At 64.6% G+C, this 23,291-nt stretch carries 25 protein-coding genes; 13 read left to right on the plus strand and 12 right to left on the minus strand.

All coding sequences use genetic code 11. The annotated features are described in order from the left end of the window. Nucleotides 1-50 precede the first annotated feature (50 nt). Nucleotides 51-1,340 (minus strand): MFS transporter, encoded by a 1,290-nt coding sequence (locus G522_RS28690; protein ID WP_084633395.1) that lies wholly within the window; start codon nucleotides 1,338-1,340, stop codon nucleotides 51-53. Between the two features lie 96 nt (nucleotides 1,341-1,436). On the opposite strand from G522_RS28690, the gene G522_RS0124695 reads away from it, so the two are divergent. From G522_RS0124695 to G522_RS0124705, 3 genes are all read left to right on the plus strand, one after another. After that, nucleotides 1,437-2,378 carry a LysR substrate-binding domain-containing protein gene (locus G522_RS0124695; protein WP_026793298.1) on the plus strand — a complete coding sequence of 314 codons (942 nt, stop codon included), beginning with the start codon at nucleotides 1,437-1,439 and terminating at the stop codon, nucleotides 2,376-2,378. A gap of 127 nt (nucleotides 2,379-2,505) precedes the next feature. Continuing rightward, nucleotides 2,506-2,898, plus strand: coding sequence for a GFA family protein (locus G522_RS0124700; RefSeq protein WP_026793299.1), 393 nt, complete (start codon nucleotides 2,506-2,508; stop codon nucleotides 2,896-2,898). Between the two features lie 109 nt (nucleotides 2,899-3,007). After that, entirely contained in the window at nucleotides 3,008-3,400 is a 393-nt protein-coding gene (locus G522_RS0124705) for a GFA family protein (protein WP_026793300.1), read from the plus strand. Between the two features lie 40 nt (nucleotides 3,401-3,440). On the opposite strand, the gene G522_RS0124710 is transcribed toward G522_RS0124705, so the two are convergent. Further along, the gene (locus tag G522_RS0124710) at nucleotides 3,441-4,340 is read right to left on the minus strand and encodes a LysR family transcriptional regulator (RefSeq protein ID WP_245586735.1); all 900 of its coding nucleotides are present in this window, start codon (nucleotides 4,338-4,340) and stop codon (nucleotides 3,441-3,443) included. A 127-nt stretch (nucleotides 4,341-4,467) separates the two neighbouring features. On the opposite strand from G522_RS0124710, the gene G522_RS0124715 reads away from it, so the two are divergent. Further along, on the plus strand, nucleotides 4,468-5,220 hold the full coding sequence (locus tag G522_RS0124715; protein WP_051229237.1) for an SDR family oxidoreductase: 753 nt from the start codon (nucleotides 4,468-4,470) through the stop codon (nucleotides 5,218-5,220). Nucleotides 5,221-5,430: 210 nt separating this feature from the next. Here G522_RS0124715 and G522_RS0124720 read toward each other — a convergent pair whose 3' ends face one another. Beyond that, a complete protein-coding gene (locus G522_RS0124720) occupies nucleotides 5,431-6,276 on the minus strand; it encodes a protein-L-isoaspartate O-methyltransferase family protein (protein ID WP_026793303.1) in 846 nt (281 codons plus the stop codon). Between the two features lie 165 nt (nucleotides 6,277-6,441). Between G522_RS0124720 and G522_RS0124725 the strand changes: the two genes are divergently transcribed. Both G522_RS0124725 and G522_RS0124730 read left to right on the plus strand, forming a co-directional pair. Then, nucleotides 6,442-6,744, plus strand: coding sequence for a type II toxin-antitoxin system RelE/ParE family toxin (locus tag G522_RS0124725; RefSeq protein WP_026793304.1), 303 nt, complete (start codon nucleotides 6,442-6,444; stop codon nucleotides 6,742-6,744). After that, nucleotides 6,741-7,043, plus strand: a complete 303-nt coding sequence (locus G522_RS0124730; RefSeq protein WP_026793305.1) for an addiction module antidote protein — start codon at nucleotides 6,741-6,743, stop codon at nucleotides 7,041-7,043. The genes G522_RS0124725 and G522_RS0124730 overlap by 4 nt, the downstream gene beginning before the upstream one ends. Before the next feature lie 129 nt (nucleotides 7,044-7,172). Here G522_RS0124730 and G522_RS0124735 read toward each other — a convergent pair whose 3' ends face one another. Beyond that, entirely contained in the window at nucleotides 7,173-7,541 is a 369-nt protein-coding gene (locus G522_RS0124735) for a hypothetical protein (RefSeq protein WP_026793306.1), read from the minus strand. 101 nt (nucleotides 7,542-7,642) lie between these two features. After that, complete coding sequence (locus tag G522_RS0124740; RefSeq protein ID WP_026793307.1) at nucleotides 7,643-8,161, minus strand: MarR family winged helix-turn-helix transcriptional regulator; 519 nt, start codon at nucleotides 8,159-8,161, stop codon at nucleotides 7,643-7,645. A gap of 56 nt (nucleotides 8,162-8,217) precedes the next feature. Here G522_RS0124740 and G522_RS0124745 point away from each other — a divergent pair, with 56 nt between their 5' ends. The 6 genes from G522_RS0124745 (at nucleotide 8,218) to adh (ending at nucleotide 14,086) form a co-directional block, all read left to right on the plus strand. Then, complete coding sequence (locus G522_RS0124745) at nucleotides 8,218-9,060, plus strand: MBL fold metallo-hydrolase (protein ID WP_051229240.1); 843 nt, start codon at nucleotides 8,218-8,220, stop codon at nucleotides 9,058-9,060. Between the two features lie 162 nt (nucleotides 9,061-9,222). Next, nucleotides 9,223-9,633: a hypothetical protein gene (locus G522_RS0124750; protein ID WP_026793309.1), complete on the plus strand. Its 411-nt coding sequence runs from the start codon at nucleotides 9,223-9,225 to the stop codon at nucleotides 9,631-9,633. A gap of 322 nt (nucleotides 9,634-9,955) precedes the next feature. Then, a complete protein-coding gene (locus G522_RS0124755) occupies nucleotides 9,956-10,369 on the plus strand; it encodes an SRPBCC family protein (protein WP_026793310.1) in 414 nt (137 codons plus the stop codon). Further along, complete coding sequence (locus G522_RS28695) at nucleotides 10,366-10,989, plus strand: LysE family transporter (RefSeq protein ID WP_036840901.1); 624 nt, start codon at nucleotides 10,366-10,368, stop codon at nucleotides 10,987-10,989. Before G522_RS0124755 ends, G522_RS28695 begins: the two co-directional genes overlap by 4 nt. 458 nt (nucleotides 10,990-11,447) lie before the next feature. Continuing rightward, nucleotides 11,448-12,431 carry a GAF domain-containing protein gene (locus tag G522_RS0124765; protein WP_026793311.1) on the plus strand — a complete coding sequence of 328 codons (984 nt, stop codon included), beginning with the start codon at nucleotides 11,448-11,450 and terminating at the stop codon, nucleotides 12,429-12,431. A 137-nt stretch (nucleotides 12,432-12,568) separates the two neighbouring features. Further along, on the plus strand, nucleotides 12,569-14,086 hold the full coding sequence (gene adh / locus G522_RS0124770) for an aldehyde dehydrogenase (protein WP_026793312.1): 1,518 nt from the start codon (nucleotides 12,569-12,571) through the stop codon (nucleotides 14,084-14,086). A 499-nt stretch (nucleotides 14,087-14,585) separates the two neighbouring features. On the opposite strand, the gene G522_RS0124775 is transcribed toward adh, so the two are convergent. After that, complete coding sequence (locus tag G522_RS0124775) at nucleotides 14,586-15,314, minus strand: hypothetical protein (RefSeq protein ID WP_026793313.1); 729 nt, start codon at nucleotides 15,312-15,314, stop codon at nucleotides 14,586-14,588. Nucleotides 15,315-16,035: 721 nt separating this feature from the next. Between G522_RS0124775 and G522_RS0124780 the strand changes: the two genes are divergently transcribed. Continuing rightward, nucleotides 16,036-16,485, plus strand: coding sequence for a GlcG/HbpS family heme-binding protein (locus tag G522_RS0124780; protein ID WP_051229257.1), 450 nt, complete (start codon nucleotides 16,036-16,038; stop codon nucleotides 16,483-16,485). Between the two features lie 79 nt (nucleotides 16,486-16,564). Here G522_RS0124780 and G522_RS0124785 read toward each other — a convergent pair whose 3' ends face one another. The 6 genes from G522_RS0124785 to G522_RS0124810 all read right to left on the minus strand — a co-directional run bounded on the left by G522_RS0124785 (nucleotide 16,565) and on the right by G522_RS0124810 (nucleotide 23,175). Next, nucleotides 16,565-17,458, minus strand: a complete 894-nt coding sequence (locus G522_RS0124785; protein ID WP_026793315.1) for a sugar phosphate isomerase/epimerase family protein — start codon at nucleotides 17,456-17,458, stop codon at nucleotides 16,565-16,567. Between the two features lie 19 nt (nucleotides 17,459-17,477). Continuing rightward, nucleotides 17,478-18,545, minus strand: a complete 1,068-nt coding sequence (locus tag G522_RS28700; protein ID WP_036840905.1) for an ABC transporter ATP-binding protein — start codon at nucleotides 18,543-18,545, stop codon at nucleotides 17,478-17,480. 5 nt (nucleotides 18,546-18,550) lie between these two features. After that, entirely contained in the window at nucleotides 18,551-19,966 is a 1,416-nt protein-coding gene (locus G522_RS0124795) for an FGGY-family carbohydrate kinase (protein WP_084633397.1), read from the minus strand. Nucleotides 19,967-19,975: 9 nt separating this feature from the next. Then, nucleotides 19,976-20,809, minus strand: a complete 834-nt coding sequence (locus G522_RS0124800; RefSeq protein ID WP_026793317.1) for a carbohydrate ABC transporter permease — start codon at nucleotides 20,807-20,809, stop codon at nucleotides 19,976-19,978. Beyond that, entirely contained in the window at nucleotides 20,809-21,750 is a 942-nt protein-coding gene (locus G522_RS0124805) for a carbohydrate ABC transporter permease (protein WP_084633398.1), read from the minus strand. The genes G522_RS0124800 and G522_RS0124805 overlap by 1 nt, the downstream gene beginning before the upstream one ends. Before the next feature lie 141 nt (nucleotides 21,751-21,891). Beyond that, complete coding sequence (locus G522_RS0124810; RefSeq protein WP_026793319.1) at nucleotides 21,892-23,175, minus strand: ABC transporter substrate-binding protein; 1,284 nt, start codon at nucleotides 23,173-23,175, stop codon at nucleotides 21,892-21,894. Between the last annotated feature and the right edge of the window lie 116 nt (nucleotides 23,176-23,291).

Consider the following 23,291-nt stretch of genomic DNA (forward strand, 5'->3'; position numbering starts at 1 on the left):
GTTCCCCGTGGCTCCAGCCATAGGGGACCTGCTTGTCGTTTGGTAGGGTGTCACGCGCCCTCGGCCAGCGCGCCGATGCGCAGCGTGGCGATCAGCGTCAGGCCGAGCAGGGCGGAGACGAGGCCGACGATGGCCGGCCAGCCGCCGAGGCTCCACACCCAGCCTCCCCCTGAGCCCATGCTGGAGGAGCCGGCGTAATAGGCGAGGAGGTAGAGCGAGGAGGCGTGGCCCTTGGAACCGCGCGCCAGCCGCCCCACCCAGCCGCTGGCGACGGCGTGGATGATGAAGAAGCCGCCGGTGACGCCGACGAGGCCGAGCACGATCATGACGAGCGAGGACGACAGCGTCATCAGCGTGCCCGCGGCCATGACGGCGACGCCGGAGAGCTGGGCCGGCATCCGCCCGTAGCGGTCGGCCAAGACGCCGGCCAAAGGCGAGGCGAAGACGCCGGAGATGTAGACCAGGAAGATGGCGCTGATGGCGCCCGGCGACAGGCCGAAGGGATCGTCTGATAGCCGGAAGGTCAGGTAGTTGAAGGTGGCGACGAAGCTGCCGAGCGCCAGGAAGCCGCAGAGGAAGACCAGCGGCAGGCCGGGGGTGGCAAGATGGCCGAGCCAGGTGCGGCCATGGTCGGCGAAGCTCATGCCCTTGCGGCGGATGAAGTGGCGCGAGGGTGGCAGCAGGAGGGCAAAGCCGATGGCGGCGATCAGGTCGAGCCCGCCGAGCACCGTCAGCGCCGTGCGCCAGGAGCAGATTTCCAGGAGCAGGCCGACGCCGACGCGGCCGGCCATGCCGCCGAAGGCGACGCCGCCGACGTAAAGGCCCATGGCGGTGCCGAGGCAGCGCGGGTCGATCTCCTCGGCCAGATAGGCCATGGCCACGGCCGGCACGCCGCCCAGGATGAAGCCCTCGGCGGCGCGCAGCGCCAAGAGCAGGTGCCAGTCGGGCGACAGTGCCGCGCCGATGTGGCAGAGCGCCGCGCCGAGCATGGACCAGAACATCATGCCGCGCCGGCCGAAGCTCTCGGAAAAGGCGCCGGCCAGCATGATGGCGACGGCGAGGCTGCCGGTGGTCAGCGACAGCGCCAGCGAGCTTTCCGCCGGGCTGACGCCATAGTGCTGCACCAGGCTCGGCAGTAGCGGCTGGATGGCATAGAGCAGCGAGAAGGTGGAGAAGCCGGCGAGGAACAGCGCCAGGGAGATGCGGCGATAGGCGGCGCTGCCCTTGACGACATAGGTCTTCTCTGGGGTCTTTTCTGGGGCCGTCTCGGCCGGCTTTTGGGGTGGTGTATCGGGGGTGGTGTCAGTGGGGAAAGCTTCGAGGGGGGAGGCGAGTGTCATGAACCAAATCCAGTTGCGGCGCGCACCCTACTCCCCGGCGTGTTATAGATCGTCGGCAATTTACTTCATTCAGCTATCACATTATTCTATACCTTGATGGACATCTCCCAGCTGCGCACTTTCGCCCTCGTCGCCGATCTCGGCAGCCTCAACAAGGCGTCGGGGCGGCTGCGCATCGCCCAGCCGGCGCTCTCCCGCCAGATCCGCCTGATGGAGGAGGAACTGGGCGTGCGGCTGTTCGAGCGGCACGGCCGCGGCATGCGGTTGACCGACCACGGCATCGCGGCACTCGATCATGCCCGGCATATCCTGGGCGAGCTCGAAGACATGCGCGCGGCGGTGGGCGGGCCGGAGGCCGGCATGGTCGGCAGCGTATCGGTGGGGCTGTCGCCCACCATCTCCAACGCCTTGTCGGTGCCGCTGGTCGCCGCCTTTCGTCAGGCCCATCCGGCGGTCAGGGTGCGCATCGTCACCTCCTACACCGGCTATCTGCTGGACAGCCTGTTCCGGGGCGATATCGACGCGGCCATCCTCTACAGCGCCAGGGCCAACCAGGTGCTCAGGACCGAGCCGATCCTGTCGGAAAACCTGTTCCTGATCGGTCCGGTCAGCGCCGATCTCAGCCCCGAACGCCCGGTGGAATTCAGGGAGCTCGCGGCGCTGCCGCTGCTCTTGCCGAGCCGCGGCCACGACCTCCGGGCGGTCGTCGAGGACTGCGCGCGGCAGGCCGGCATCGACATCGACGTGGTGGTGGAGGTGGATGGCTATGGCTCGCTGAAGGAGCTGGTGGGGGCGGGCTACGGCTACACCATCATGCCGGCGACCGCCTTCGAGCGGGAGCCGACGGCCGGCGACTTCCGCCGCGCTCCGCTCGTCAACCCCGCGCCGGTGCGCCAACTGGCGCTCTGCTATCCGCGCGACCGGCGCGTTTCGCGGGCGGCGCTGTTTGCCGGCGAGGTGATGAAGGAGAAGATGATCGGACTGGTGCGCGAGGGCACCTGGAACGGCACGCTGCTCACCGAGGCGGACCGGCCCTGACGCGCTGGCCGGCGTGAGGCTCTGCTGTCCTATTCCGGCAGTTGATGCGCATGCTTCTTTCGGCGAGCGGCGGGAACTGTTGCGCGGCGCGCGCGGTTGTCTAGTCCTTCGGGTTGGAGATGCGATGATGGACGAGTTCGAGGGCGGATGCCTGTGCGGCGCCGTGCGGCTCAAGGCAACCGGGCGGCCCTATCGGGTGGGGCTCTGCCACTGCGTCGACTGTCGCAAGCATACCGGGGCGCTGTTCCATGCCTCGGCGATCTTTCCCGAGGATGCCGTGGTGATCGAGGGCGAGACCTCCGACTACAAGGGCCGGCATTTCTGCCCGCGCTGCGGCTCGTCGGTGTTTGGCAGGAGCGGCGACGAGATCGAGGTGAGCCTCGGCGCGCTCGACGCGCCCAACCAGCTGACGCCGACCTATGAGGTCTGGGCCAGCCGCCATGAGGCCTGGCTGCCGTCGTTTTCGCTGAAGCGCAGCTATGAACGCGAGCGCGAGGGCGTGGACCGTTTCGAGGCGTGATCGGCCGCGACTGATCGAAAAGCGGTTGTCCGGACAGCGGAATCCGCTGCCTCGCCTCTGCCGTCGAATGATATAATCCGGCCAGCCAACGTACCGGAGGAGGTCTGGCATGGACCAGGTCAAGGGCGGATGCCTGTGTGGTGACGTGCGACTTGTGGCAACCGGACGGCCCTATCGGGTCGGCATCTGCCATTGCCTCGAATGCCGCAAGCATAGCGGGGCGCTGTTCCACGCCTCGGCAATCTTCCCCGAGGAGGCCGTGACCATCGAAGGCGAGACGCGCGATTACAACGGGCGGTATTTCTGCCCGCGGTGCGGCTCGTCGGTGTTCGGGCGGAGCGGCGATGAGATTGAGGTCAACCTCGGCACTCTGGATCACATCGACCAGTTCCAGCCGACCTACGAGCTCTGGACCATCCGCCGCGAAGCCTGGCTGCCGCCGTTCCCGCTGAAGCACAGCTACCAGCGCGACCGCGAGAGCGAGGGACGGTTCGAGGATTAGGGCGCGGGCTGAAAAGCGGCCCCGCTTCAAGAGGGCTTCACTAGGACGGTGCGAGGTGCCCTGGATCGAGAAGCTCGTCGGCATGGCTGGCGACGAGATCAAGAAACGCTTTCGTTTTCATGAGGGTATGCGGGGCGGCTGGATAGATCGCGTGCACGTCGAGGGGCTGAAGCCGGTATTGCGGCAGGATAGGGATCAACCGTCCGGCGGTGACGTCCCCGGCGCAAACGGTCGTATGCAGCGCGCCGATCCCCGCTCCGGCGAGCAGCGCATCCAGCAGCGGCTTCCAGTGATTGACACGCCAGGTGGTGCGGATCGGCGCTTCCGTGACGCCGCCATCCGGTCCTGTCAGGCGCAGGCGGTTGTCAGGGGCCATCCCGGCGATGCGGATGAACGGGTGGGCCACCAGATCTCGCGGCGATAACGGTGCCGGGCATCTCGCCAGATAGTCGGGCGAGGCCAGCAGCATGCGGCGCACCGCCCCGATCCTGCGGGCGATAAAATTGCCGTCGCTGATGGTGCCGATCCGGATGGAAACGTCGACGCCCTCCACCACCGGCTCGACGAACCGGTCGTTCAGGGTGAGATCAATGGCCAATTCGGGGTGAAGCCGCTGGAATTTCAGCAGAAGCGGCGGCAGCGTGACCTCGCCGAGGCCGTGCGGGGCGGCTATGCGAAAGGTGCCCCGAAGCGCGCCGTCGATCGAACTGACGACGGCCTGCGCCTCATCCGCCGCCTCCAGGGCATATTTGGCCCGTTCATAGAACAGGCTGCCGGCGTCCGTCGTCCGTACCGAGCGGGTCGTCCGGTCGAGCAGGCGAACGCCGAGGTGCCGCTCCAGCCGCTCGATGCGCTCGCTGACGGTTGGCTGCCCGAGGTTGAGGTCGCGGGCGGCGGCCGACAGGCTCCCGCGCTCGACGACGCGCGTGTAGATGCGCATGGCTGACAAGATATCCATGCCTCAATATATCGCAATAAGCGATGAATAATATCGTAGTTTGCTACCTTATCATCAAATTTACGATGAGTGAGGATGCGGCCGTTCCGAAATTCACCAGGAGGCTCAGATGCATCCAGACCTTCGCGCAATAGCGCGCCCGCTTTCATCATCCCTTTCCGGCCAGACCGTCGCCGTCATCGGCGGGTCGTCGGGAATAGGCCTTGCCGTGGCCAGACAGGCCAAGCAGCTCGGGGCCGATCTGGTGCTGATCGCCCGCGACGCCGAGAAGCTTCGAAGTGCGGCGATTTCCATCGGCGGCGCGACCGAGATCGTTGCCGACATATCGGTCACCTCGCCATCCTTTCCGACGTTCCGGGATGTGGCGCGCCTCGATCACCTGGTCATCACGGCGGGAACGGCGCGGCTTTTGCCGCTGAAAGACTATGGGGCCGACAATCTCCATGGGGTGATGGCCGAGCGGCTGGTCGGCCCTCTGCTGGCGATCCAGGCGGCGGTGCCCCTACTGCACCCGGAAGGCTCGATTACGCTCACCTCGGCACAGCTGGGCACGCGCCCTCTGGCCGTCGGCGCGGCCATGGCCGCCGCGGTCGCCGCCGTCGAAACGCTGACGCGCGCCCTCGCGCTGGAGCTTGCGCCGCTGCGGGTCAATGCCGTCGCGCCGGGGCTCATCGATACGCCGCTCCTCGACCATCTTCTCGGCGACAACAAGCATCAGGTCTTCGACACCTCGGCGGCGAGCCTTCCGGCGCGGCGCATCGGTCTGCCGGACGACGTCGCGCAGGCCATCCTGTTTCTGATGATCAACAGCTTCGTCACGGGAGAAATTCTGCATGTCGATGGCGGTGGCCGCTGGGTATGACGCCAGCTTCGAGGGAGACCGCGAGGGCACGGGGCGGTATGAGGATTGAGGGATTTGGGGGCGCGGAGATCGATATCGGCCGCAGCGTCTTCTGGTCCTGAGGTCCTCTGCCTTCGCAGAGGAAAACAGATTTATATCATTAAAACATACACATAGGGTGTCTTCCTCTGCGAAGGCAGAGGACCCCAGGCAGGATAGAACGAGGGGGAGCTATAGGGCGCCGCCCACCCCAGCCGACGAGAACCAGACATCCGGGTAGATGGCGACGGCGGTATCATCCGGGATGCGGTCGGCGGTGCGCCAGATCGAGCGGATGGAGCGCACTTCGTCGGCGGTCTTCGGCAGTCGCGTCGATGGCAGTTGCGACGCACCGACGCAGGGGATGAACCATGACCGCATCAAGGAGGTGACGGAAAAGCCGTGGCTGCCGGCCCGGACCAGCAGTGTCAGCGCGATCTCCTCGCTCGGCCGCCAGGGAAAGATCAGCCGTCCGCCTGGCTTCAGGGCGGTGAGCCAACCGGCCGGCGGCGCGGCGATGGCGGCGTTGACGTAGATGACGTCGGAGGGGGACAGCGGCAGCTGGGTGGCGTCGCCATGGATCAGCGTGACGCCCTCGAAGGGGGCGAGGTTGCGGCGGGCGCTGTCGGCGAGGCGCTCGTCGATCTCGAAGGCGGTGACGCTGCCGTTCGGCAGCACCAGCATGGCGAGGATGGCGGTGTAATAGCCGGTGCCGGCGCCTATGTGGGCCACGATCTCGCCGCGCTCCGGCGCGACGGCGGCGATCCAGGCGGCATGCAGCGAGGGCTCGCCGTTATTGATCGACTTGGCGGCATCCAGCGTGACCAGAACGTCCTGGTAGAGATAGGCCGGGTCGGCGCTCGGCGTCTCATGAGGAAGCCCGTTGACGATCAATCGCCATGGTCCGGGCGGCAGGAAAGCCTCGCGAGGGATGGTCGCGAAGGCACGCTCGATGCGGGGATCGGTCGATCTGCTGGCGGACGTGACGACCCGCGCGTAAAACGCCCGGACTTCCTCGATGCTAGCCCGCTTGGCCATGGTGAGCCCCCATCCGCCCTGATGCGGGGTATATGGGGATGGCGGGGTGTGCCGGGTAGATTGGTAGGGGTTGCGGGGTTTAGATCAGGAATAAGCACGGCATCGACCCAGCAATCGATTAGTCTCGATTTTCTTGTCTTTATGTCCTATATATGAGACAGTTTTATGATCGAACTTCGTCAGACCGAACGGTTCGAGGTCTGGCTCAACCGCCTCACGGACAGAAGCGCACGATCTCGCATTCTGGTCCGGATCGATCGCCTGGCGCTTGGCAATCCTGGCGATGTGAAGCCGGTCGGACAAGGTGTGTCGGAGCTTCGGATCGATTATGGACCTGGCTATCGCGTGTATTTCGTTCGGCGCGGCGAAAAACTGATCGTTCTGCTGGCCGGAGGCGATAAGCGCACGCAGTCCAAGGACATCGTAGAGGCAATTGCTTTGGCTGCAGCATGGAGAGACGAAGCATGACGACGGTTACCAAGCCATTCGACAGCGCTGCCTTTCTTCAAAGCGCCGATGATATCGCTGCCTATCTGGAAGCCGCGTTCGAAGATGGCGATCCGGCGCTCGTCACCCACGCCTTGGGCGTGATTGCGCGCGCCCAAGGGATGACCAAGCTTGCCCGCGATACTGGCCTCGGGCGGCAGAATCTCTATGTCGCGTTGTCCGAGGGTGGCAATCCGACTCTGGCTAACTTCATGGCCATTACCAAGGCGCTTGGGCTGGCGGTTCGGGTGGAGCCGATCCAGAGCGATGCGGCCGAATGAGACGATGAAGCCATTAGCGGCGTGAGATTTGGGGGAAGGTCGATATTAGCCGTTGCTCCCCATCCTGCCCGAGGCACTTGCCTGCGCAAGGACGACAGCTTGATTTAGCCGTGCATGCCCTGAGCATGGTTAGCTGATAGAGCGCTCGAAGATAAATCCGCCAGGAATGCTTCTATTATTGCCCTCGCCGTATTCTGCGAGCGCAGACCTGATTGCTGCGATGAATTCAACACCGATCGCCGTAAGCTGCGACCAACCCGGATAGTGCTGGTCGACCGTGCGTAAAATATCCAGGAAGGCACTTTCGGCCGAACTGGCGCCAGCAGCGGCGAACACCGTAACTTGATCCGACAGTACGCCGGCATCCCACAAACGCTTCGCAGCGGCTCGGTTAGCTGAAGAATCCCAGATCCAAACGGGTTGTGAGTGCGCCAACTCCGCCAGTTTCTCTCCAAAGCTTCGGTCGAGAACAACGGCGACCTTTTTCTTTGCGAGCATTTGTTTGTCCAGCTTCCTCAGTCAACTGTGCATTTCGGGCGAGAAAGTATGACTGCTCAACCCCAGAGAACAGCTCCAGCCGTTGGGTAGGCTCTTGGTGCTCAGGGGTGAGGTTCGGGCTTCCGGGCCAGCACCAGTTTGCGCAGCAACGTTTCCAGCGTGGTGGCTTCCTCCGGTGTCAGGGCATCGAGCACCGTGCTTTCGAAGGCCATGTCTTCGCGGAAGGCGCGTTCGACGAGGGTGGCGCCTTCCGGCGTCAGTTGCACCAGCATGCTGCGGGCGTCCTCCGGATCGGGCAGGCGGGCGATCAGGCCGGCTTTTTCCAGGCGCGTGAGGCGGGCGGTGAGGCCGCCGGAGGAGATCATCAGCCAGCGGTAGAGCTCGGTCGGCCGGAGGCAATAGGGCGAGCCGGAGCGGCGGAGCGTGGCGATGACGTCGAACTCGCCGCTGTCGAGATCATATTTTTTGAAGATCGCCTCGATCGGTGGGCGTAGGTTGAGCGTTATCCAACGCATGCGGCCGAGAATGGCCATGCCGCGCGTGTCGAGGTCGGGCAGCTCCGCTGCCCATTGCGCACGCCGGAGATCGACGCCGTCCTGTTCGTCCACTTGTCTTGACATCAAGACATCTCCTGCTATCTTGACATCAAGATATCTCTTTTCGCGGAGGCAAGGCAATGACTCAAATCAAGCGATCCGACCTGTCGCATGCCCCCGTCTGCGTCACCTGCGGCACGCAATATGCCGGCGTCGAGCGGATGACCGACTGCCCCATCTGCCGCGACGAGCGGCAATATGTCGGCTGGCAGGGACAGCGCTGGACGACGACGGCGGAGATCGCCGCCGGCCACGAGATCCGCTTCGATGACGCCGCCGGGGTGACGACCATGGCGCTGGAGCCGGGCTTTGCCATTGGCCAGCGCGCCTTCCTGATCCCTGGGGAGGGCGGCCCAGGGGGCAGGATGGTGATGTGGGAATGTCTGCCCGCCGTCACCGAGGCCGCCGTGCAGCACATCGCCGGTCTGGGCGGCGTGCAGGCGATCGCCATCTCCCACCCGCATTTCTATTCGGCGATGCTGGAGTGGAGCGAGGCGCTGGGCGGCGTGCCGATCTATCTGCATGAGGCGGATGAGGACTGGGTGGCATCCGACAGCCCCTTCCTGCGCTTCTGGGATGGCGAGCATTTCGCGCTCTCGCCCAACATCGACCTGGTGCATCTGCCCGGCCATTTTGCCGGCAGCTCGGGACTTCTGTGGAAGAACGGGCCGCGCCCCGGCGGCAGCCTGTTCCCGGGCGACGCCATCCAGATCGCCATGGACCGGCGCTTTGCCAGTTTCATGTACAGCTACCCCAACGCCATCCCGCTGGGGCGCAAGGCCCTCGCCAGGTTGAAGGCGCATGTTGATCCGCTGGCGTTCGCCGACCTCTACGGATCGTTCGCGGGCAAGCAGATGATCGGCGACGCCAAGGAACGAGTGGAGGCGTCGTTTGAGAGATATCGAAAGGCGCTGGAGGCGTAGGGGCTCAGGAGGCCGCGCGGACGGTCCGGCGCAATTCTGCCGGAACAAAGGCTGTCATCTGCGGTTTATCAAGCTGTGCTTGGTCAAGGCTGCGCTGCGGACTCTGTTCCCACCCAGGGGCTTTTTGACCGATATCGCAGTTCCATCTCCCAGGAGGAGAACATGCGCCCGATGAAATTCAAACTGCTTGTTTGCTTGTTCATTCTCAGCGGGTCCACGCTTGCTCAGGCCACCTGCCTTAGATCCGTCAGTGAGATCAAAGCGAATGGTATAAAAGCAAGTTGGCAGGAGACGACCGCGAATGATGGAAAGCCACTGGTAATTGTCATCGCTGACGGATCCAACGGTCTTGTCTACTCAGCCAGCAAAGCCGGCAAGCCGTGGCTGATCGGTGAAGCATCCTTCTGCCGGTCCGGGGACACGACAACGGTGACGTTGAACAACACCACAGTCACGGAGAATGTCCCGATGGTGACAAGGATGGTGCTGCCCCCCACGCTGTCGGCCCCCATTGTCAACGACCAGATCAAGTTGGCAGGCGGCGCTTGGCGTGGAACTTTCGTCGGGCGCTAAGTGCAGACGGTGCCGTGTGGCATCAGGAGGTCCATACGGTTCGGGGGCTGATATTCCCCTCTCGTTCTACTCGTCCTGAGGTCCACCTTGAATTCACCCGTGAATTCAAGCGGCCTTCGCGGGGATGACAGCTTGATAGAGATAGGCCCGCCGCTATCGCTTTGTTTAAAAATATAAATCTCCTGTCATCCCCGCGAAGGCGGGGACCTCAGGACGAGTAGAGCAAGGGGCAGGTATAGGGCGCCTTCTACCCATCGCTGCAATCCTGACGGAAATTGCCGCGACTGCGTGTCATTATCAATCAAAGAGGAGGGACCCTACCATGAAGATCACTGTCGAGACCACCGTAGCCGCGCCGCTCGCCGAGGTGTGGCGCGCCTATGTGACGCCCGAGGACATCAAGGCGTGGAATGCCGCGTCCGACGACTGGCACACCACGGCGGCCAGCGTCGATCTGCGGGAGGGTGGGGCGTTCTCCTCGCGCATGGAGGCCAAGGACGGCAGCATGGGCTTCGACTTTGCCGGCACCTACACCAAGATCGTGCCGCAGGAGCGCATCGAATATGAGTTCGGCGACCGGACGGCCCAGGTGTCGTTCGCGCCGCGGTCCGACGACGTGACGGTGCGCGTCACCTTCGACGCGGACAACGAGTATACCGAGGAGCAGCAGCGCGCCGGCTGGCAGGCGATCCTCGACAATTTCGCCCGGCACGTCGAAGGGATGCGCCCATCATGAGCACGCTCGCGCTGTTTGCCACCATCGCGGTGATCCATCTCCTGGCGGTCGCCAGCCCCGGCCCGACGCTGATGGTGGTGATGAGCCAATCGGTGGCCGGTTCCAGGCGCTCCGGCTTCCTGGTGGTGGCCGGCGTGGTGCTGGCGACGCTGGTCTGGTCGAGCGTGACGGCGGCCGGATTGGGCGGCGTCATCGCCCGGTTCGGGTGGCTGTATTTCGGGCTGAAGCTGGTGGGCGCGGTTTACCTCAGCTGGCTGGCCTGGGGGTTGCTCAAGGGCGTCGTCCAGCGCAAGGCGGTGGGGCTCGACGCGTCGCGGCCGGTGCTCTCCGGGCCAAGGGCGCTGCGCGCCGGTTTCCTCACCACCATCTCCAACCCCAAGGTCGCCGCCTATTACGCCAGCTTGTTCGGTGTGGTCATTCCGGCCAGCGCGCCGACGGCGGTGTTCGCCGGCGCCATTCTGACCGCGGTGCTGGTGTCGGTGGCCTGGTGGAGCGCGGTGGTACTGCTGTTCGCCCTGCCAGCGGTGCAGCGGGCCTATGCCCGGGCACGGCGCTGGATGGACGCGGTGATGGGCGCGCTCTTGCTGGCGCTGGCGGGACGGCTGCTGTTCAGTAGGTGAAAGGGGATGGGGTGGGGGAGATCTATATCGGCCGCTCGCCCCATCATGCCTGAGGTCCCCGCCTGCGCGGGGATGACAGGTAATTGATATAAAACAATCTTTTTAGACTGGTACCCGTTCCCATCAAGCTGTCATCCCCGCGCAGGCGGGGACCTCAGGACGAGAAGATGGTGCGGGTTGTATCGGCTGCCCACCGGCTTGAAGCCCGAAATCGGTGATCATTTTCGCTGCAACCTGACGTCGCTCCACCGGCTGTGCTGAGTCCTTTGGGCGAATTGTCGACCTTCCAAAACAAGATTATGAAGGACCCCCTATCGGGATTTACCCGTAGGGCGCCGTTCGATCGGACGGAGACGGATCGGCGCTCCAGGCTGATGTTGCAACCGACGACGCGGAGGACGGATTAGGGCAGGGGAACTTCAGGACGTCGTGGCCAACGCTTCTCGAGGAGGAAAAGCGTGGACAGGTCAGATGAACTTCATGCACAGCACATCAGGGACACGCTGGCCGCCGACGGAGCGGCTCGCTCGGTGGTTGCCGCGTCGTGGCACCGGTCGCAGGTGTTGCACAAGCTCGACCCGACATCGCCGCGCCCGCCCGTCTGGCGGTTGACCGAACAGGAGATCACTGAGGCACGGCAGCCGCTGGAGCCGTTGATCGCCTGCGCGGAGGGTGCCATGGACCGCCTGCATGCCGCCGTGGGCGGCGTCGGCTGCTGCGTGCTGCTGGCCGATCGCAACGGCGTTCCGCTCGAACGGCGGGGTGCGGCCGGCGACGACGCCACCTTCCGAGGGTGGGGCCTCTGGATCGGCACCCAGTGGAGCGAAGGCAGCCAGGGCACCAACGGCATCGGCACGGCCATCGCCGAGCAACGCCCTGTCACCATCCACCGCGACCAGCATTTCCTGAGCTGCAACGCGCTGCTCAGTTGCACTTCCTCGCCGATCCACGACGCCCAGGGGCAGCTGGCGGCGGTGATCGACGTCTCCTCCTGCCGGGCCGATCTGACCGAAGGCTTTCTGACGCTGATCGCCCAGTCGGTCACCGACGCGGCACGGCGCATCGAGTGCGACCTGTTTCGCCGCGCCTTCCCCGCGAGCCGCATCATTCTGGCCCCGTCGCCGGAGGGGCGGGCCGATGCGCTCGTCGCCGTTGACGGACACGAGCTGATCGTCGGCGCCACCCGCGCCGCCCGGCAGTTGCTCGGGCTGACGGCGGCAGACCTCAACGGCCACACGCCGATCGGCGATCTGATCACCCAGCAGCGCGAGGCCGACGACCTCGCCGCCGGCGAGCGCGCTGTGCTCCAGCGGGCTCTCGCCCGGGCGCGCGGCAACGTGTCGCACGCCGCCGAGCTGCTCGGCATCAGCCGTGCCACGCTGCATCGCAAGCTGAACAAGCTTGGGTTACATGAGCGCGTCGCCCACGCTTCGATGGCTTGATCCAGATCCCGTCACGTGACTGTCGCAGAACTGCGACACTGGCGACCGCCGTCGCGGTGGGCGTTCTGGATTTCGCTCTTTTGCTACGCAATTGTCCTGACAGCGCGATGAACGCGTGACATGTCTGGGAGGACAAAATGACGTATCAAAGCACAGTCAAGGCCACCGACCTGCCGTTCCGGACCAAGTATGGCAACTACATCGGCGGCGAGTTCAAGGACGCACTGAGCGGGCGCACCTTCGACAACCTGTCGCCGATCACCGGCCGGAAGCTCTGCGAAGTGGCGCGGTCCGAAGCCGCCGACATCGAGCTGGCGCTGGACGCGGCGCACGCAGCCCGCGAGGCCTGGGGCAAGACCAACGTCGCCCAGCGCGCCTACATCCTCAACCGCATCGCCGACCGCATGGAGGAGAACCTCGGCCGTCTGGCGCTGGCCGAGACCTGGGACAACGGCAAGCCGATCCGCGAGACCACGGCCGCCGACATTCCGCTCGCCATCGACCATTTCCGCTATTTCGCCGGCTGCCTGCGCGCCCAGGAAGGCACGCTCTCCGAGATCGATCACGACACCATCGCCTATCACTTCCACGAGCCGCTCGGCGTGGTCGGCCAGATCATTCCCTGGAACTTCCCGATCCTGATGGCCGCCTGGAAGCTCGCCCCGGCGCTCGCCGCCGGTAACTGCGTGGTGCTGAAACCCGCCGAGCAGACGCCGGCCTCGATCCTGGTATTGATGGAGCTGATCGGCGACCTCTTGCCGCCCGGCGTGCTCAACGTCGTCAACGGCTTCGGCCTCGAGGCGGGCAAGCCGCTCGCGTCTTCGAAACGCGTCGCCAAGATCGCCTTCACCGGCGAGACGTCGACCGGCCGGCTGATCATGCAGTATGCCGGCCAGAATCTGATCCCGGTCACGCTGGAGCTGGGCGGCAAGTCGCCCAACATCTTCTTCTCGGACGTGCTGGCGGAAGATGACGACTTCTTCGACAAGGCCATCGAGGGCTTCGTGATGTTCGCCCTCAACCAGGGCGAAGTCTGCACCTGCCCGAGCCGCGCCCTGATCCAGGAAAGCATCTACGACAAGTTCATCGAGCGGGCGCTTGCCCGCGTTCACGCCATCAAGCAGGGCAGCCCGCTTGATCCTGAGACGATGATCGGCGCCCAGGCCTCCGAGGAGCAGCTCAACAAGATCCTCGGCTACTTCGACATCGGCCGCAACGAAGGCGCCAAGGTGCTGACCGGCGGCGCGCGCGCCAAACTCGGCGGCGATCTCGAAGGCGGCTACTACGTGCAGCCGACCGTCTTCCAGGGCAACAACAAGATGCGCGTGTTCCAGGAAGAGATCTTCGGCCCGGTGGTCTCCGTCACCACCTTCAAGGACGAGGACGAAGCGCTGGAGATCGCCAACGACACGCTCTATGGCCTCGGGGCCGGCGTATGGAGCCGCGACGCCAACCGCCTCTATCGCTTCGGCCGCAACATCCAGGCCGGCCGCGTATGGACCAACTGCTACCACGCCTATCCGGCCCACGCGGCCTTCGGCGGCTACAAGCAGTCGGGCATCGGCCGCGAAACCCACTCGATGATGCTCGACCACTATCAGCAGACCAAGAACCTGCTGGTGAGTTACAACCCCAAGAAGCTGGGCTTCTTCTAAGAGCCTGGGGGAAATTCTACTGGGGCGGGCATCTCTGGGCATCCGCTTTGCCCGAAAAGTCTGCAACTTTTCGGGCGGATGCCCTTGGCTTAGTCTTCTGCGCTTCCGGTGCTCACGAACCTTAAGTTCGCTCCGCTCCGGTTCTCGAAGCCGTCGCCATCTGCCGCACCCCAGCGAATTTCGAGCCAGGCTCTGGGTGCGAGCATAGGAAATCATTGGAGCGCCGATCTGGGTGAACCGGGTCGGCGCTTCAAGCTGTTGGCGGGGAGGGGAGCGCTATATCGGCCGCTCGCTCTACTTTCCTGAGGTCCTCGCTTTCGCAAGGATGACAGAATTATATAAATGATAACAACTTGATAGGGCGAGTCTCTAGCTTGGCTCCCGCTCGGATCAAGCTGTCATCCTTGCGAAAGCGAGGACCTCAGGACGAGAAGGTGCGGAGGGTTGTATCGGGCTCTAGGTCGAATGGACGGATCCGTCAAAATCTTCGGCGAACGCCCTAGCGGATCAGCGCTTCGAACTCATCCGGCGTGATCCGCTTGGCGGGTTCAAAAAAACCGATATCAGCTATCCGCGACATCATCTCCTCGATGAGCCAGTCATCGCCGTAACGTATCAGACTGAAGCCGATCAGATAGTCGAGACCATCGAACGAAAGAAGGGCCACGCGTTCGGTTGCGGCATCACCCTGAAAAATCTTGGCATGCTGGGAAAAGAGGCGTTGTTGCCTTTCGCTGTTCACTTTCTCCGGCGATGGAGTGCCGATTTTCGAAATTGAAAGTTCTGACAGGCGCTTTGCCTGCACAGCGTTAAACATATCCATCGCAGCTGTCGGTTGGTCCGCAATAACGTAGGTCTTGCCCTCCTGAAGCGCGTTTTTGGCCATCAGACTGTAAGTGAAGTACTGGATATTTCTCGCAAGCTGCCCCGCGTAGATGGCCTTGTTGACTGAGATGAAAAAGGGATCGCTGGTCGGCATGGCGTGGTAGGGCACAATCACTTTGGCCTGCTGGGCTTGCGCAACGAAGTCGAAGCCCTTGCTCATGCGATCGACGGCGGTCGTCGCCAGAATGGCCTCGAAATCCTGTTTCTTCAGCGCCTCCATGAAGCCGGTAACGGCCTCTTCCGGCGTTTTGAAATGGGCCTCATCGGCAGCATAAGCCTCGGTCAACCAGAGACTGGCGACGACAGCGGCGACGGCAACTATCCCAAATTTCAACAAACGCATGATGCTCTCTGCCAGTGACTGTGGTCCGGTTCCATTGTCTGCAACCGCGGAAGCTTGAGTGTCTTGCCTACTTCACGGCCACGTACCGATGCTACCCGGTGGTGGTGAGGAGGCGGATTCTCGCTGGGGTATCGCAGTCAGTGTTGTTCTTTTCCCGTGCATCGGCAAGGACGATAAACCACTACGTGTTCTCGGAGTGAACTCCGCCTGTGGCCCCAGTCAGCCCCAGTGACGTCCCGCCATTCAAAAGGCTGGACCACGGCTTGGGGATTGTCATCCGCCCTGCTTTCTAGCCACTTCCTTGACCACTACTAACGTCAATGAAAATCGATAATTATCATATATTTACAGATTTTACCGTGAGACTTTTTCCGCATGAATGGCCGGTTTGATGGCCGCCATTTCCGGAGCTTTCGCTGAACGATCCCAACCTATTCCTTGGAGCACCGATTTATCTGAATCAGGCCGTCGATTGGCTTCCATCCGGCAAAACACCGACGCAGTGGATAGTGATGGATCAGTATTTTTTTCAATGTTACATTTCATTCGCGGCTGCAAAACGAAAGGTTTGTAGTGTTTCGGCGCTGCAGACTCTTGTTCTGAAAGCATCCGCTTGAAAAGCGTAAATATCAACCTACCGGATGAGGAGAGGCAGACCGGTCTTGCAGGAGGAATTACTATGTTTAGTAAAGCCGTTATTGCATTCGCGCTGGGCACTCTGATGGCCGGCGCGGCTCTTGCCGCCGATGCCTCCAAGCTGTTTCTCCCGGGTGACATCACGCTCGCGCAGGCCGACAAGGCCATCGACGCAGCCAAGGCCAAGGCCAAGGCGCAGGGCACGCTGATGAACATCGCCATCGTCGATGCCGGCGGCAACCTGAAAGCTTTCGCCCGCATGGAAGGCGCCTTCCTCGGCAGCGTCGACATTTCGATCAAGAAGGCCAAGACCGCCCGCTTGTTCAACATGCCGACCAAGGACCTCGGCGCGCTCGCCCAGGTTGGCCAGCCGCTCTACGGCATCGAAGTCACCAACGACGGTCTCGTGATCTTCGGCGGCGGCGAGCTGATCAAGAACAAGGATGGCGTCATCATCGGCGCGATCGGCGTGTCCGGTTCGTCGGTTGAGGATGACATGGCCGTTGCCCAAGCCGGTGCCGCCGGCGCCAACTGAGCATCACTCCGTTCCATCACGGCCGGCCCGACACGTTCGGGCCGGTTTTCTTTTGGCGCGGAGGACGCCTGCCGGATGATCACAGAAGGCCGTGCTGGCGGGCCAGGGCCTTGAGGTAGGGCACGCCCTTGGTCAGCACGTCGAAGCGGCTCGGCACGGCGTCGTGAAAGGTGCTGAGTTGGGCGGCGTAGGTGGGCGTTTCCGGGGCGAAGATCTCGCCGACGAGATAGCCGGCAAAGCCGTTTTCGGCCATGGCGCGGAAGGCGTCGGTCCAGTCGACGTTGCCGGAGCCGGGCAGCCCGCGATCGCTTTCCGACAGATGCACGTAGGTGCACCATGCCCCCGCCTTGCGGAAGCCGGCGCCGACGCCACGCTCCTCGATGTTCATGTGGAAGGTGTCGAGGTGCAGGAACAGGCCGCAGTCGGCAAAGTCGGCCGCCTCGGGATGGCTGCCGCTCAGCCTTTCCAGGAACTCCACCCCCTGGGCGGCGGTGTTGATCAGGTGGTTCTCATAGCGATTGCAGGGCTCGAGCCCCAGCATCATGCCGAGGGCGCGCGCCCGTTCGGCCACCGGCCGCAACGCCGCGATGGCCCGGTCGTATTCTTCTGCCGTGGGGCAGGCGCCGGAGTGGGTGTTGATGGCGGTGTAGAAGACGCCGGTCAGCACCTTGCTGCCGAGCCGATGCGCCGTGTCGAGCGCCCGCATCAGCAGCCCGGTGGCGGCGTCCGGGTTGGTCACCGGCGAGAAGCCGTCCGGCAGGCAGATGGAGGCGGTGGGCTCCAGCCCGTATGTGTCGAACAGCGCCCGGGAGTGTTCGGCGTCGACGGCGTCGGGATCGGCGACGGAGATTTCGATCACCTGCAGCCCGTGCTCGGCCGCCTCCGGCAGGATGCGCTCGGCGGCCTCCCTGGTCCAACGGGGCGTCCAGAGGTTGGCATGCATGCCGATGCGGCAGGTCTGGGGGCGGCTCACGGTCTGGTCTCCTCGCGGCTCAACTGGCAAAGACGTGGCAGGCGGCGGTGGGGAAGCGGCAGGTGATGCGCTCGCCGGCGCGGATGTCGGGCAGGTCGCGCGGTTGCCGCATCACCATCGGGCTGCCGGAGAGGTCGACATGCAGCAGCGTGTCGCAGCCGAGGCGCTCGACCACCTGGACGGTGCCGCTCACCCGGTTGTCCTCGGCGAGGCCGTCGCCGAATTCGATGTGCTCGGGGCGGATGCCGAGCGTCACGCGTTCGCCCGAGAGCGGCGCGGCGCCGTGGTCGGCGACGATTTGCGTGCCGTCGGAAAGGCGCAGCAGAAAGTCCGTTGTCGTGTAGCCGGCGATGTCGGCCGTAAAGAAATTCATCGACGGCGAGCCGATGAAGCCGGCGACGAAGCGGTTGGCCGGGTGGTGATAGAGATCCATCGGCGCGCCGATCTGCTCGATGCGGCCCTTGTTCATCACCACGATGCGGTCGGCCAGCGTCATTGCCTCCACCTGATCGTGCGTCACGTAGATCATGGTGGCGTCGAGGTTCTGGCGCAGGCGGGCGATCTCGACGCGCATGCCGCCGCGCAGCGCGGCGTCGAGATTGCTGAGCGGCTCGTCGAGCAGGAAGATGCGGGGATCGCGGGTGATCGCCCGGCCGATGGCGACGCGCTGGCGCTGGCCGCCGGAGAGCTCGCGCGGCATGCGCTTGAGCAGCGCGTCGAGATGCAGCTTCTGGGCTGCCTCGCCGACCTTGCTGCTGATCTCGTCCGCTGCCTTGCGTGCGATCTTCAGCCCGAAGCCGATATTGGCGGAAACGTTCATGTGCGGATAGAGCGCGTAGGACTGGAACACCATGGCGACGCCGCGCTCGGGCGGCTCGGCGCCGGTGACGTCCTCGCCATCGACCAGCACCTTGCCGGTGGAGGCCGGTTCCAGGCCGGCGATGATCCGCAGCAGGGTGGACTTGCCGCAACCCGACGGGCCGACCAGGGCGCAGAATTCGCCGTGCTCGATGGTGAGGTCGAGCGGCGGAATGATTTCCAGCGCGCCGAACGACTTGGAAACGGACCGAAGTTCGAGCTTGGACATGCTGATCAGTCCTTCTGATGGAAATGGCCGCCGGAGAGGGCCGCTTCGCGGGCCTGCCGCCAGTCGTCGCGAATGGTCAGGGTCCGGGCGCGCGGCGCGGCGGTGCTGCTGAGGGCGCGGTGGTTCTCAGGCGCGATGCAATCGAGCGCGGCCAGTGCCGCGCCAACGGCACTGGCCTCGGCCGCGTCGATCAGCCGGCATTCGCATGGCAGGAAAGCCGTCAACGTGGCGACGAGGCCGGGCAGATGGGTGGCGCCGCCCGACAGCACGATGGTTTGGGTCGGCGCGCCGATGGCGGCCGCCTCCTCGGTGATGGCCGCCAGCTCCTGCGCCATGCCGTCATAGACTGCGCGGACGATGGCCGGAAGATCGGTGTCGACGGTGAGACCGGAGAGGGCGGCGGCAAGGCCGTGATCGGGATGCGGTGCGCCGGCACCGGCGAGATAGGGCACGAACAGCGCCCGCCCGCTGCCGGCCGGCCGGCTGATCGCGGCCGCGTCGAGCTCGGCCATCGAGCGGCCGAACAGGGTCTGCAGCCAGCGCAGCGTGGCGCCGAAGGCCGGCACCGTGCCGATCACCTGATAGTCGTCGTCGAAGCCGGTCGGGAAGAGGTGGAAGGCGCCGTCCCACTTCGATGGCAGGGCTGCCTTTTTCAAGGGGATCGACAGCACGCCGGAGGTGCCGAGCGACAGCGAGGCGACGCCGGGGACGAGCGCGCCGATGGCCCGGGCAGCAGCCGCCTGATCGCCGACGCCGACCACCATGGGAATGCCATGCCAGGCGCCGGCCCGTTCGGTGGCGGGCACCAGCGCCGGCAGGGCGGCGCGCGGCAGGCCGGCCCGTTCGAGGAGGCCATCGTGCCAGCAGTCGGCGAAAGGGTCGAACACCTGCATGCCCGTGGCTTCGTTGCGGTCGACCACGAAGGGCGCCGACGGATCGAGGGAGGCGCGGACGTAGTCCTTGGCGCAGTAGAGGCCGCTCACCTTGCCGGAAAGGCCGGGGTCGCGCCGCCGCGCCCACAGCCACTTGGCCAGCGTGAAGTCGGGCAGGGGGATGTTGCCGGTCTCCTGAGCGAAGCTGCCGGGATAGGCGGCGACGAAGGCGTCGAGGTCGGGCGCGCCGTCCATGTCGAGCCAGAGCTTGACCGGGGCGGCGAGCGCTCCATCGCCATCGAGGGCGACCATGGCGTGCATCTGGCCGGTGAAGCCGATGGCGCATATGGCCTCGCCGGTCGAGAGTTCGGTGAGCGCTTCCTCGGCGAGCCGTGCCCATAGCGTTGCGTCGCGGGTTGGCGCGCCATCGGCGGCATAGGGCTTGGAGACCGCCGCCTCCACGCTGACGCCGTCGTCGGCCCGGACGCGCACGGCCTTGACCGAAGATGTTCCGATGTCGATGCCGATCAGTTTCATCGTTTGGGTCATCCTTGGGGATCATCCTTTCACGGCGCCGGCCAGAAGGCCCCGGACGAAGGCGCGCTGCACCACCACGTAGAGCAGGATCAGCGGCAGGGCGATCAGGGTGAGGATGGCGAACAGGGCGCCGGGGTTGGCCATGTAGAGGCCGGAATATTGCATGGGCACGATGGTCAGCGTCTTCACTTCGTCGCGGGTCAGGATGATCAGCGCCAGGAAGAACTCGTTCCAGGTGGAGATGAACTGCCAGATGCCGACGAACACCAGGGCCGGCCGGACCAGCGGCAGGGCGACGTGCCAGTAGGTCTGCCAGGCGTTGCAGCCGTCGACGCGCGCCGCCTCGAACAGTTCCTTGGGAGAGTCTTCCATGAAGGCCTTCAGCACCACCACCGCGAAGGGCACGCCGAGCGCGGCATAGGGGAAGACCAGGCCGGCATAGGTGTTCACCCAGCCGAAGGTCTTGAGCAGGATGGCGAGCGGCAGCACCAGCGAGGCGAGCGGCACCATCAGCGTGGTGAGCAGCGTGGCGTAGAGCGTCAGCGAGCCCCTGAGGTTGAGCACGGCGCAGGCGAAGGCGAACAGCGAGGAGATAGCGACCACCAGTGCCACCGTCGACAGCGTGACGATCAGGCTGTTCAAAAAGAACATCGGCAGCGGGTTGTCGCGGATGACGGTGATGAAGTTGCTGAAGGTCAGCGGCCAGGCGAACAGCGTGGCGTCGAAGGCCTGCTCGGGCGTCCGGAGGCCGATCGACAGCATGTAGACTTCCGGGATCATCCAGAGGGCGAGCACGAGAAGCAGCACGACGTGGATGATGACGCGGTTGGCGGTGGGGTGATGGCGGCGGCGCATCAGGCGCTCTCCTCCTTGCGGGACGAGGGGGAGAGGTTGGCGCCGAAGTAGACGATCTGGACGACGGAGAGGATCAGCGCCAAGAGCAGCACGATGACCGAGATGGTGGCGCCGCGCCCGGTGTCGCCCAGCACGAAGGAGGTGCGGAACACGTAGGTGCCGAACACTTCCGAGGCGTGGTTGGGGCCGCCGGTGGTCATCAGCTGGACGATCGGGAAGGTCTGCAGCGTGCCGATGACGCCGAGCAGCAGCAGCGACTTGGTGACCGGCGACAGCATGGGGATGATGACGCTCCAGGCAAGGCGCAGGCCGCGCGCCCCGTCGACGCGCGCCGCGTCGAGCACCTCGGTGGGCAGGTTGGCGATGCCGGCCACGTACATCAGCATGGAAAAGCCGGTCCATTGCCAGATGTTGACGACGATCAGCGCGAAGATGGCCGTCGACGGATCGCCGATCGGCGAGGAGGCCATCTCGATGCCGAAATAGCTGAGATATTGCTGGGCGATGCCGTAGTAGGGCGCGTAGATCTGCACCCAGACCAGGCTGATGACCGACACCGAGGTGACGACCGGCAGGAAGAACATGGTGCGGAAGAAGCCGCGCCAGGCGTCGGTATGCCGCTCGATGAAATAGGCGATGGTGCCGCCGATGATCATCTGTACGGGGACGGTGATGAGGCCCCAGAGCAGCATGTTGCGGACGACGATCCAGAACACCGGATCGGCCAGCACCGAGAGATAGGTGTCGAGGCCGACGAAGGTGCTGGTCCTGTCGTTGCCTTCGGAGAAGAAGCTTTCGCTCAGCACCCAGACGATGGGGTAGGCGATGAAGACGACGAACAATGCGACGGCCGGCAGCAGGAACAGGTAGGTCCATGGTCCGGCGAAGCGGCGATAGTGCTTGGGTGCCTGTTCAAAGGCTCTCCCCGATATGGCTGACATGACTTCTCCGAACAGGGCCATTGTCCGTCAATGGTACGCATCTTCGGGCATTCGGATGCACCTCCCGTTTCCGGGGCGCCCCGCGCCGCCGGCCCTTCTCGGACCGGCCTTGAGAGACGCCCCGGACCGGGGGGAGGAGCCTTACTTGCCGAGCGCCTTGTCGGTCGCCGCCTGCACGGTCTTCAATGCCGCTTCAGGCTCGCTGCTGCCGGCTGCGACGGCGGCGAGGGCGTTGTCGAGGGCCTCGCTGATCGCCGGGATGGCGAAGCGCTGGTTCTCGGCCTTCGGCAGGTCGTCCATGAAGCGTTTGTAGAGGTCCTTGACGTGGTCGGACACGTCGCCCTTCGGCTCATGCCCGGCGAAGGCCGGCAGGTCGTTGAGATCGTTCAGCGCCTGTTGCAGGGCTTCGCCGTTGGTGAGCGAGGCGAGGAAGGTCCAGGCCTCGGGGTTCTTGGCGCCGTTCTTGGTCAGGCCATAGCCGATATCGACGCCGCCGACCGGCGGGCTGGCCGTCTTGGCGCCGGGAACCGGCGGCAGGTAGAAGAAGTCGAAGCCGTCCATGTTGGTGACGTATTGCGACAGCGGCGGCGGGAACTTGCTTTCCTGCATCCACCAGGAGCCGAGGGCCATCATGCCCACCTTGCCCTGGGCGAACAGCTGGGCGCCGGTGGGATAGGCATGGGCGCCGAGGGCGCCTTTCTGGAAGATGCCGTCGTCGAACAGGCCCTTCCATGCCTTCATGGCCGAGACGAGCTCGGGCGATGTCCACGGCGCCTCGCCGGCCTGGGCCTTGTCGGTGAGGCCGGGCGCGAACTGGTTGGCCAGCATCAGGAAGACATTCTCGTTCTGCCAGCCGTCGGCGGCGCCCTGGAACAGCGGCAGGAAGCCGCCATCGCTGAGCTTCTTGGCGGCGGCCTTCAGGTCGTCATAGGTCTTGGGCACGGCGATGCCGAGCTTCTCGAAGGTTTTGCGGTTGTACCAGATGCAGAGAACCTGGGATTCCTGGGGAATGATGTAGAAGTTGGTGTCGCCCGAAGGGTTGCCCATCAGCATCTGCTTGCGGTTGACGGGGAACACCTTGCCGGCCCAATCGGCGCCCCATTCCTTGGCGGCGAGATCGTTGACCGGGGCGAGATGCTCCCGATACTGCTGGGTGAGCGATCCCGGTTGCAGGCCGATCACGTCGGGCAGGCTGTCGGAGGCGGCGGCGGCCTTCAGCGCGGTGATGTATTCCGGCGAGTAGTTGTAGTAGGTGTAGGTCACCTTGACGCCGGGGTGCGCCTTCTCGAAGGCATCGATCGACTTCTGCATCGTGCTCTGGATGAACCAGGACCAGACCGTCACCTGCTTGTCGGCCGCCAACGCGGCACTCGACAGGATGCTGGCGCTCAACAGCGTCGCACCCAATACCAGCACTTTTTTCATGGTCGTTCCTCCCAAGGATGCGCGGTTATCCGGCCGCGCGCCGATCTCTTCATTCAGGCGATAGGAAAACCTTTCTTTCAGCGGCCGGCGCTCGGTCGGCCGCAACACGTAAGCCA

Source organism: Pleomorphomonas oryzae DSM 16300 (genome assembly GCF_000422965.1).
In the GTDB taxonomy this organism is placed as follows: Bacteria; Pseudomonadota; Alphaproteobacteria; order Rhizobiales; family Pleomorphomonadaceae; genus Pleomorphomonas; species Pleomorphomonas oryzae.

Coding starts and splice junctions, on each gene's coding strand:
- G522_RS0124745 (WP_051229240.1), top strand. CDS start 8,218: ATGACTCAAATCAAGCGATCCGACCTGTCGCATGCCCCCGTCTGCGTC.
- G522_RS0124695 (WP_026793298.1), top strand. CDS start 1,437: ATGGACATCTCCCAGCTGCGCACTTTCGCCCTCGTCGCCGATCTCGGC.
- G522_RS0124720 (WP_026793303.1), bottom strand. CDS start 6,276: ATGGCCAAGCGGGCTAGCATCGAGGAAGTCCGGGCGTTTTACGCGCGG.
- adh (WP_026793312.1), top strand. CDS start 12,569: ATGACGTATCAAAGCACAGTCAAGGCCACCGACCTGCCGTTCCGGACC.
- G522_RS0124725 (WP_026793304.1), top strand. CDS start 6,442: ATGATCGAACTTCGTCAGACCGAACGGTTCGAGGTCTGGCTCAACCGC.
- G522_RS0124740 (WP_026793307.1), bottom strand. CDS start 8,161: ATGTCAAGACAAGTGGACGAACAGGACGGCGTCGATCTCCGGCGTGCG.
- G522_RS0124795 (WP_084633397.1), bottom strand. CDS start 19,966: ATGACCCAAACGATGAAACTGATCGGCATCGACATCGGAACATCTTCG.
- G522_RS0124755 (WP_026793310.1), top strand. CDS start 9,956: ATGAAGATCACTGTCGAGACCACCGTAGCCGCGCCGCTCGCCGAGGTG.
- G522_RS28690 (WP_084633395.1), bottom strand. CDS start 1,340: ATGACACTCGCCTCCCCCCTCGAAGCTTTCCCCACTGACACCACCCCC.
- G522_RS0124810 (WP_026793319.1), bottom strand. CDS start 23,175: ATGAAAAAAGTGCTGGTATTGGGTGCGACGCTGTTGAGCGCCAGCATC.
- G522_RS28695 (WP_036840901.1), top strand. CDS start 10,366: ATGAGCACGCTCGCGCTGTTTGCCACCATCGCGGTGATCCATCTCCTG.
- G522_RS0124705 (WP_026793300.1), top strand. CDS start 3,008: ATGGACCAGGTCAAGGGCGGATGCCTGTGTGGTGACGTGCGACTTGTG.
- G522_RS0124805 (WP_084633398.1), bottom strand. CDS start 21,750: ATGTCAGCCATATCGGGGAGAGCCTTTGAACAGGCACCCAAGCACTAT.
- G522_RS28700 (WP_036840905.1), bottom strand. CDS start 18,545: ATGTCCAAGCTCGAACTTCGGTCCGTTTCCAAGTCGTTCGGCGCGCTG.
- G522_RS0124800 (WP_026793317.1), bottom strand. CDS start 20,809: ATGCGCCGCCGCCATCACCCCACCGCCAACCGCGTCATCATCCACGTC.
- G522_RS0124700 (WP_026793299.1), top strand. CDS start 2,506: ATGGACGAGTTCGAGGGCGGATGCCTGTGCGGCGCCGTGCGGCTCAAG.
- G522_RS0124780 (WP_051229257.1), top strand. CDS start 16,036: ATGGCCGGCGCGGCTCTTGCCGCCGATGCCTCCAAGCTGTTTCTCCCG.
- G522_RS0124715 (WP_051229237.1), top strand. CDS start 4,468: ATGCATCCAGACCTTCGCGCAATAGCGCGCCCGCTTTCATCATCCCTT.
- G522_RS0124775 (WP_026793313.1), bottom strand. CDS start 15,314: ATGCGTTTGTTGAAATTTGGGATAGTTGCCGTCGCCGCTGTCGTCGCC.
- G522_RS0124750 (WP_026793309.1), top strand. CDS start 9,223: ATGCGCCCGATGAAATTCAAACTGCTTGTTTGCTTGTTCATTCTCAGC.
- G522_RS0124735 (WP_026793306.1), bottom strand. CDS start 7,541: ATGCTCGCAAAGAAAAAGGTCGCCGTTGTTCTCGACCGAAGCTTTGGA.
- G522_RS0124710 (WP_245586735.1), bottom strand. CDS start 4,340: ATGCGCATCTACACGCGCGTCGTCGAGCGCGGGAGCCTGTCGGCCGCC.
- G522_RS0124730 (WP_026793305.1), top strand. CDS start 6,741: ATGACGACGGTTACCAAGCCATTCGACAGCGCTGCCTTTCTTCAAAGC.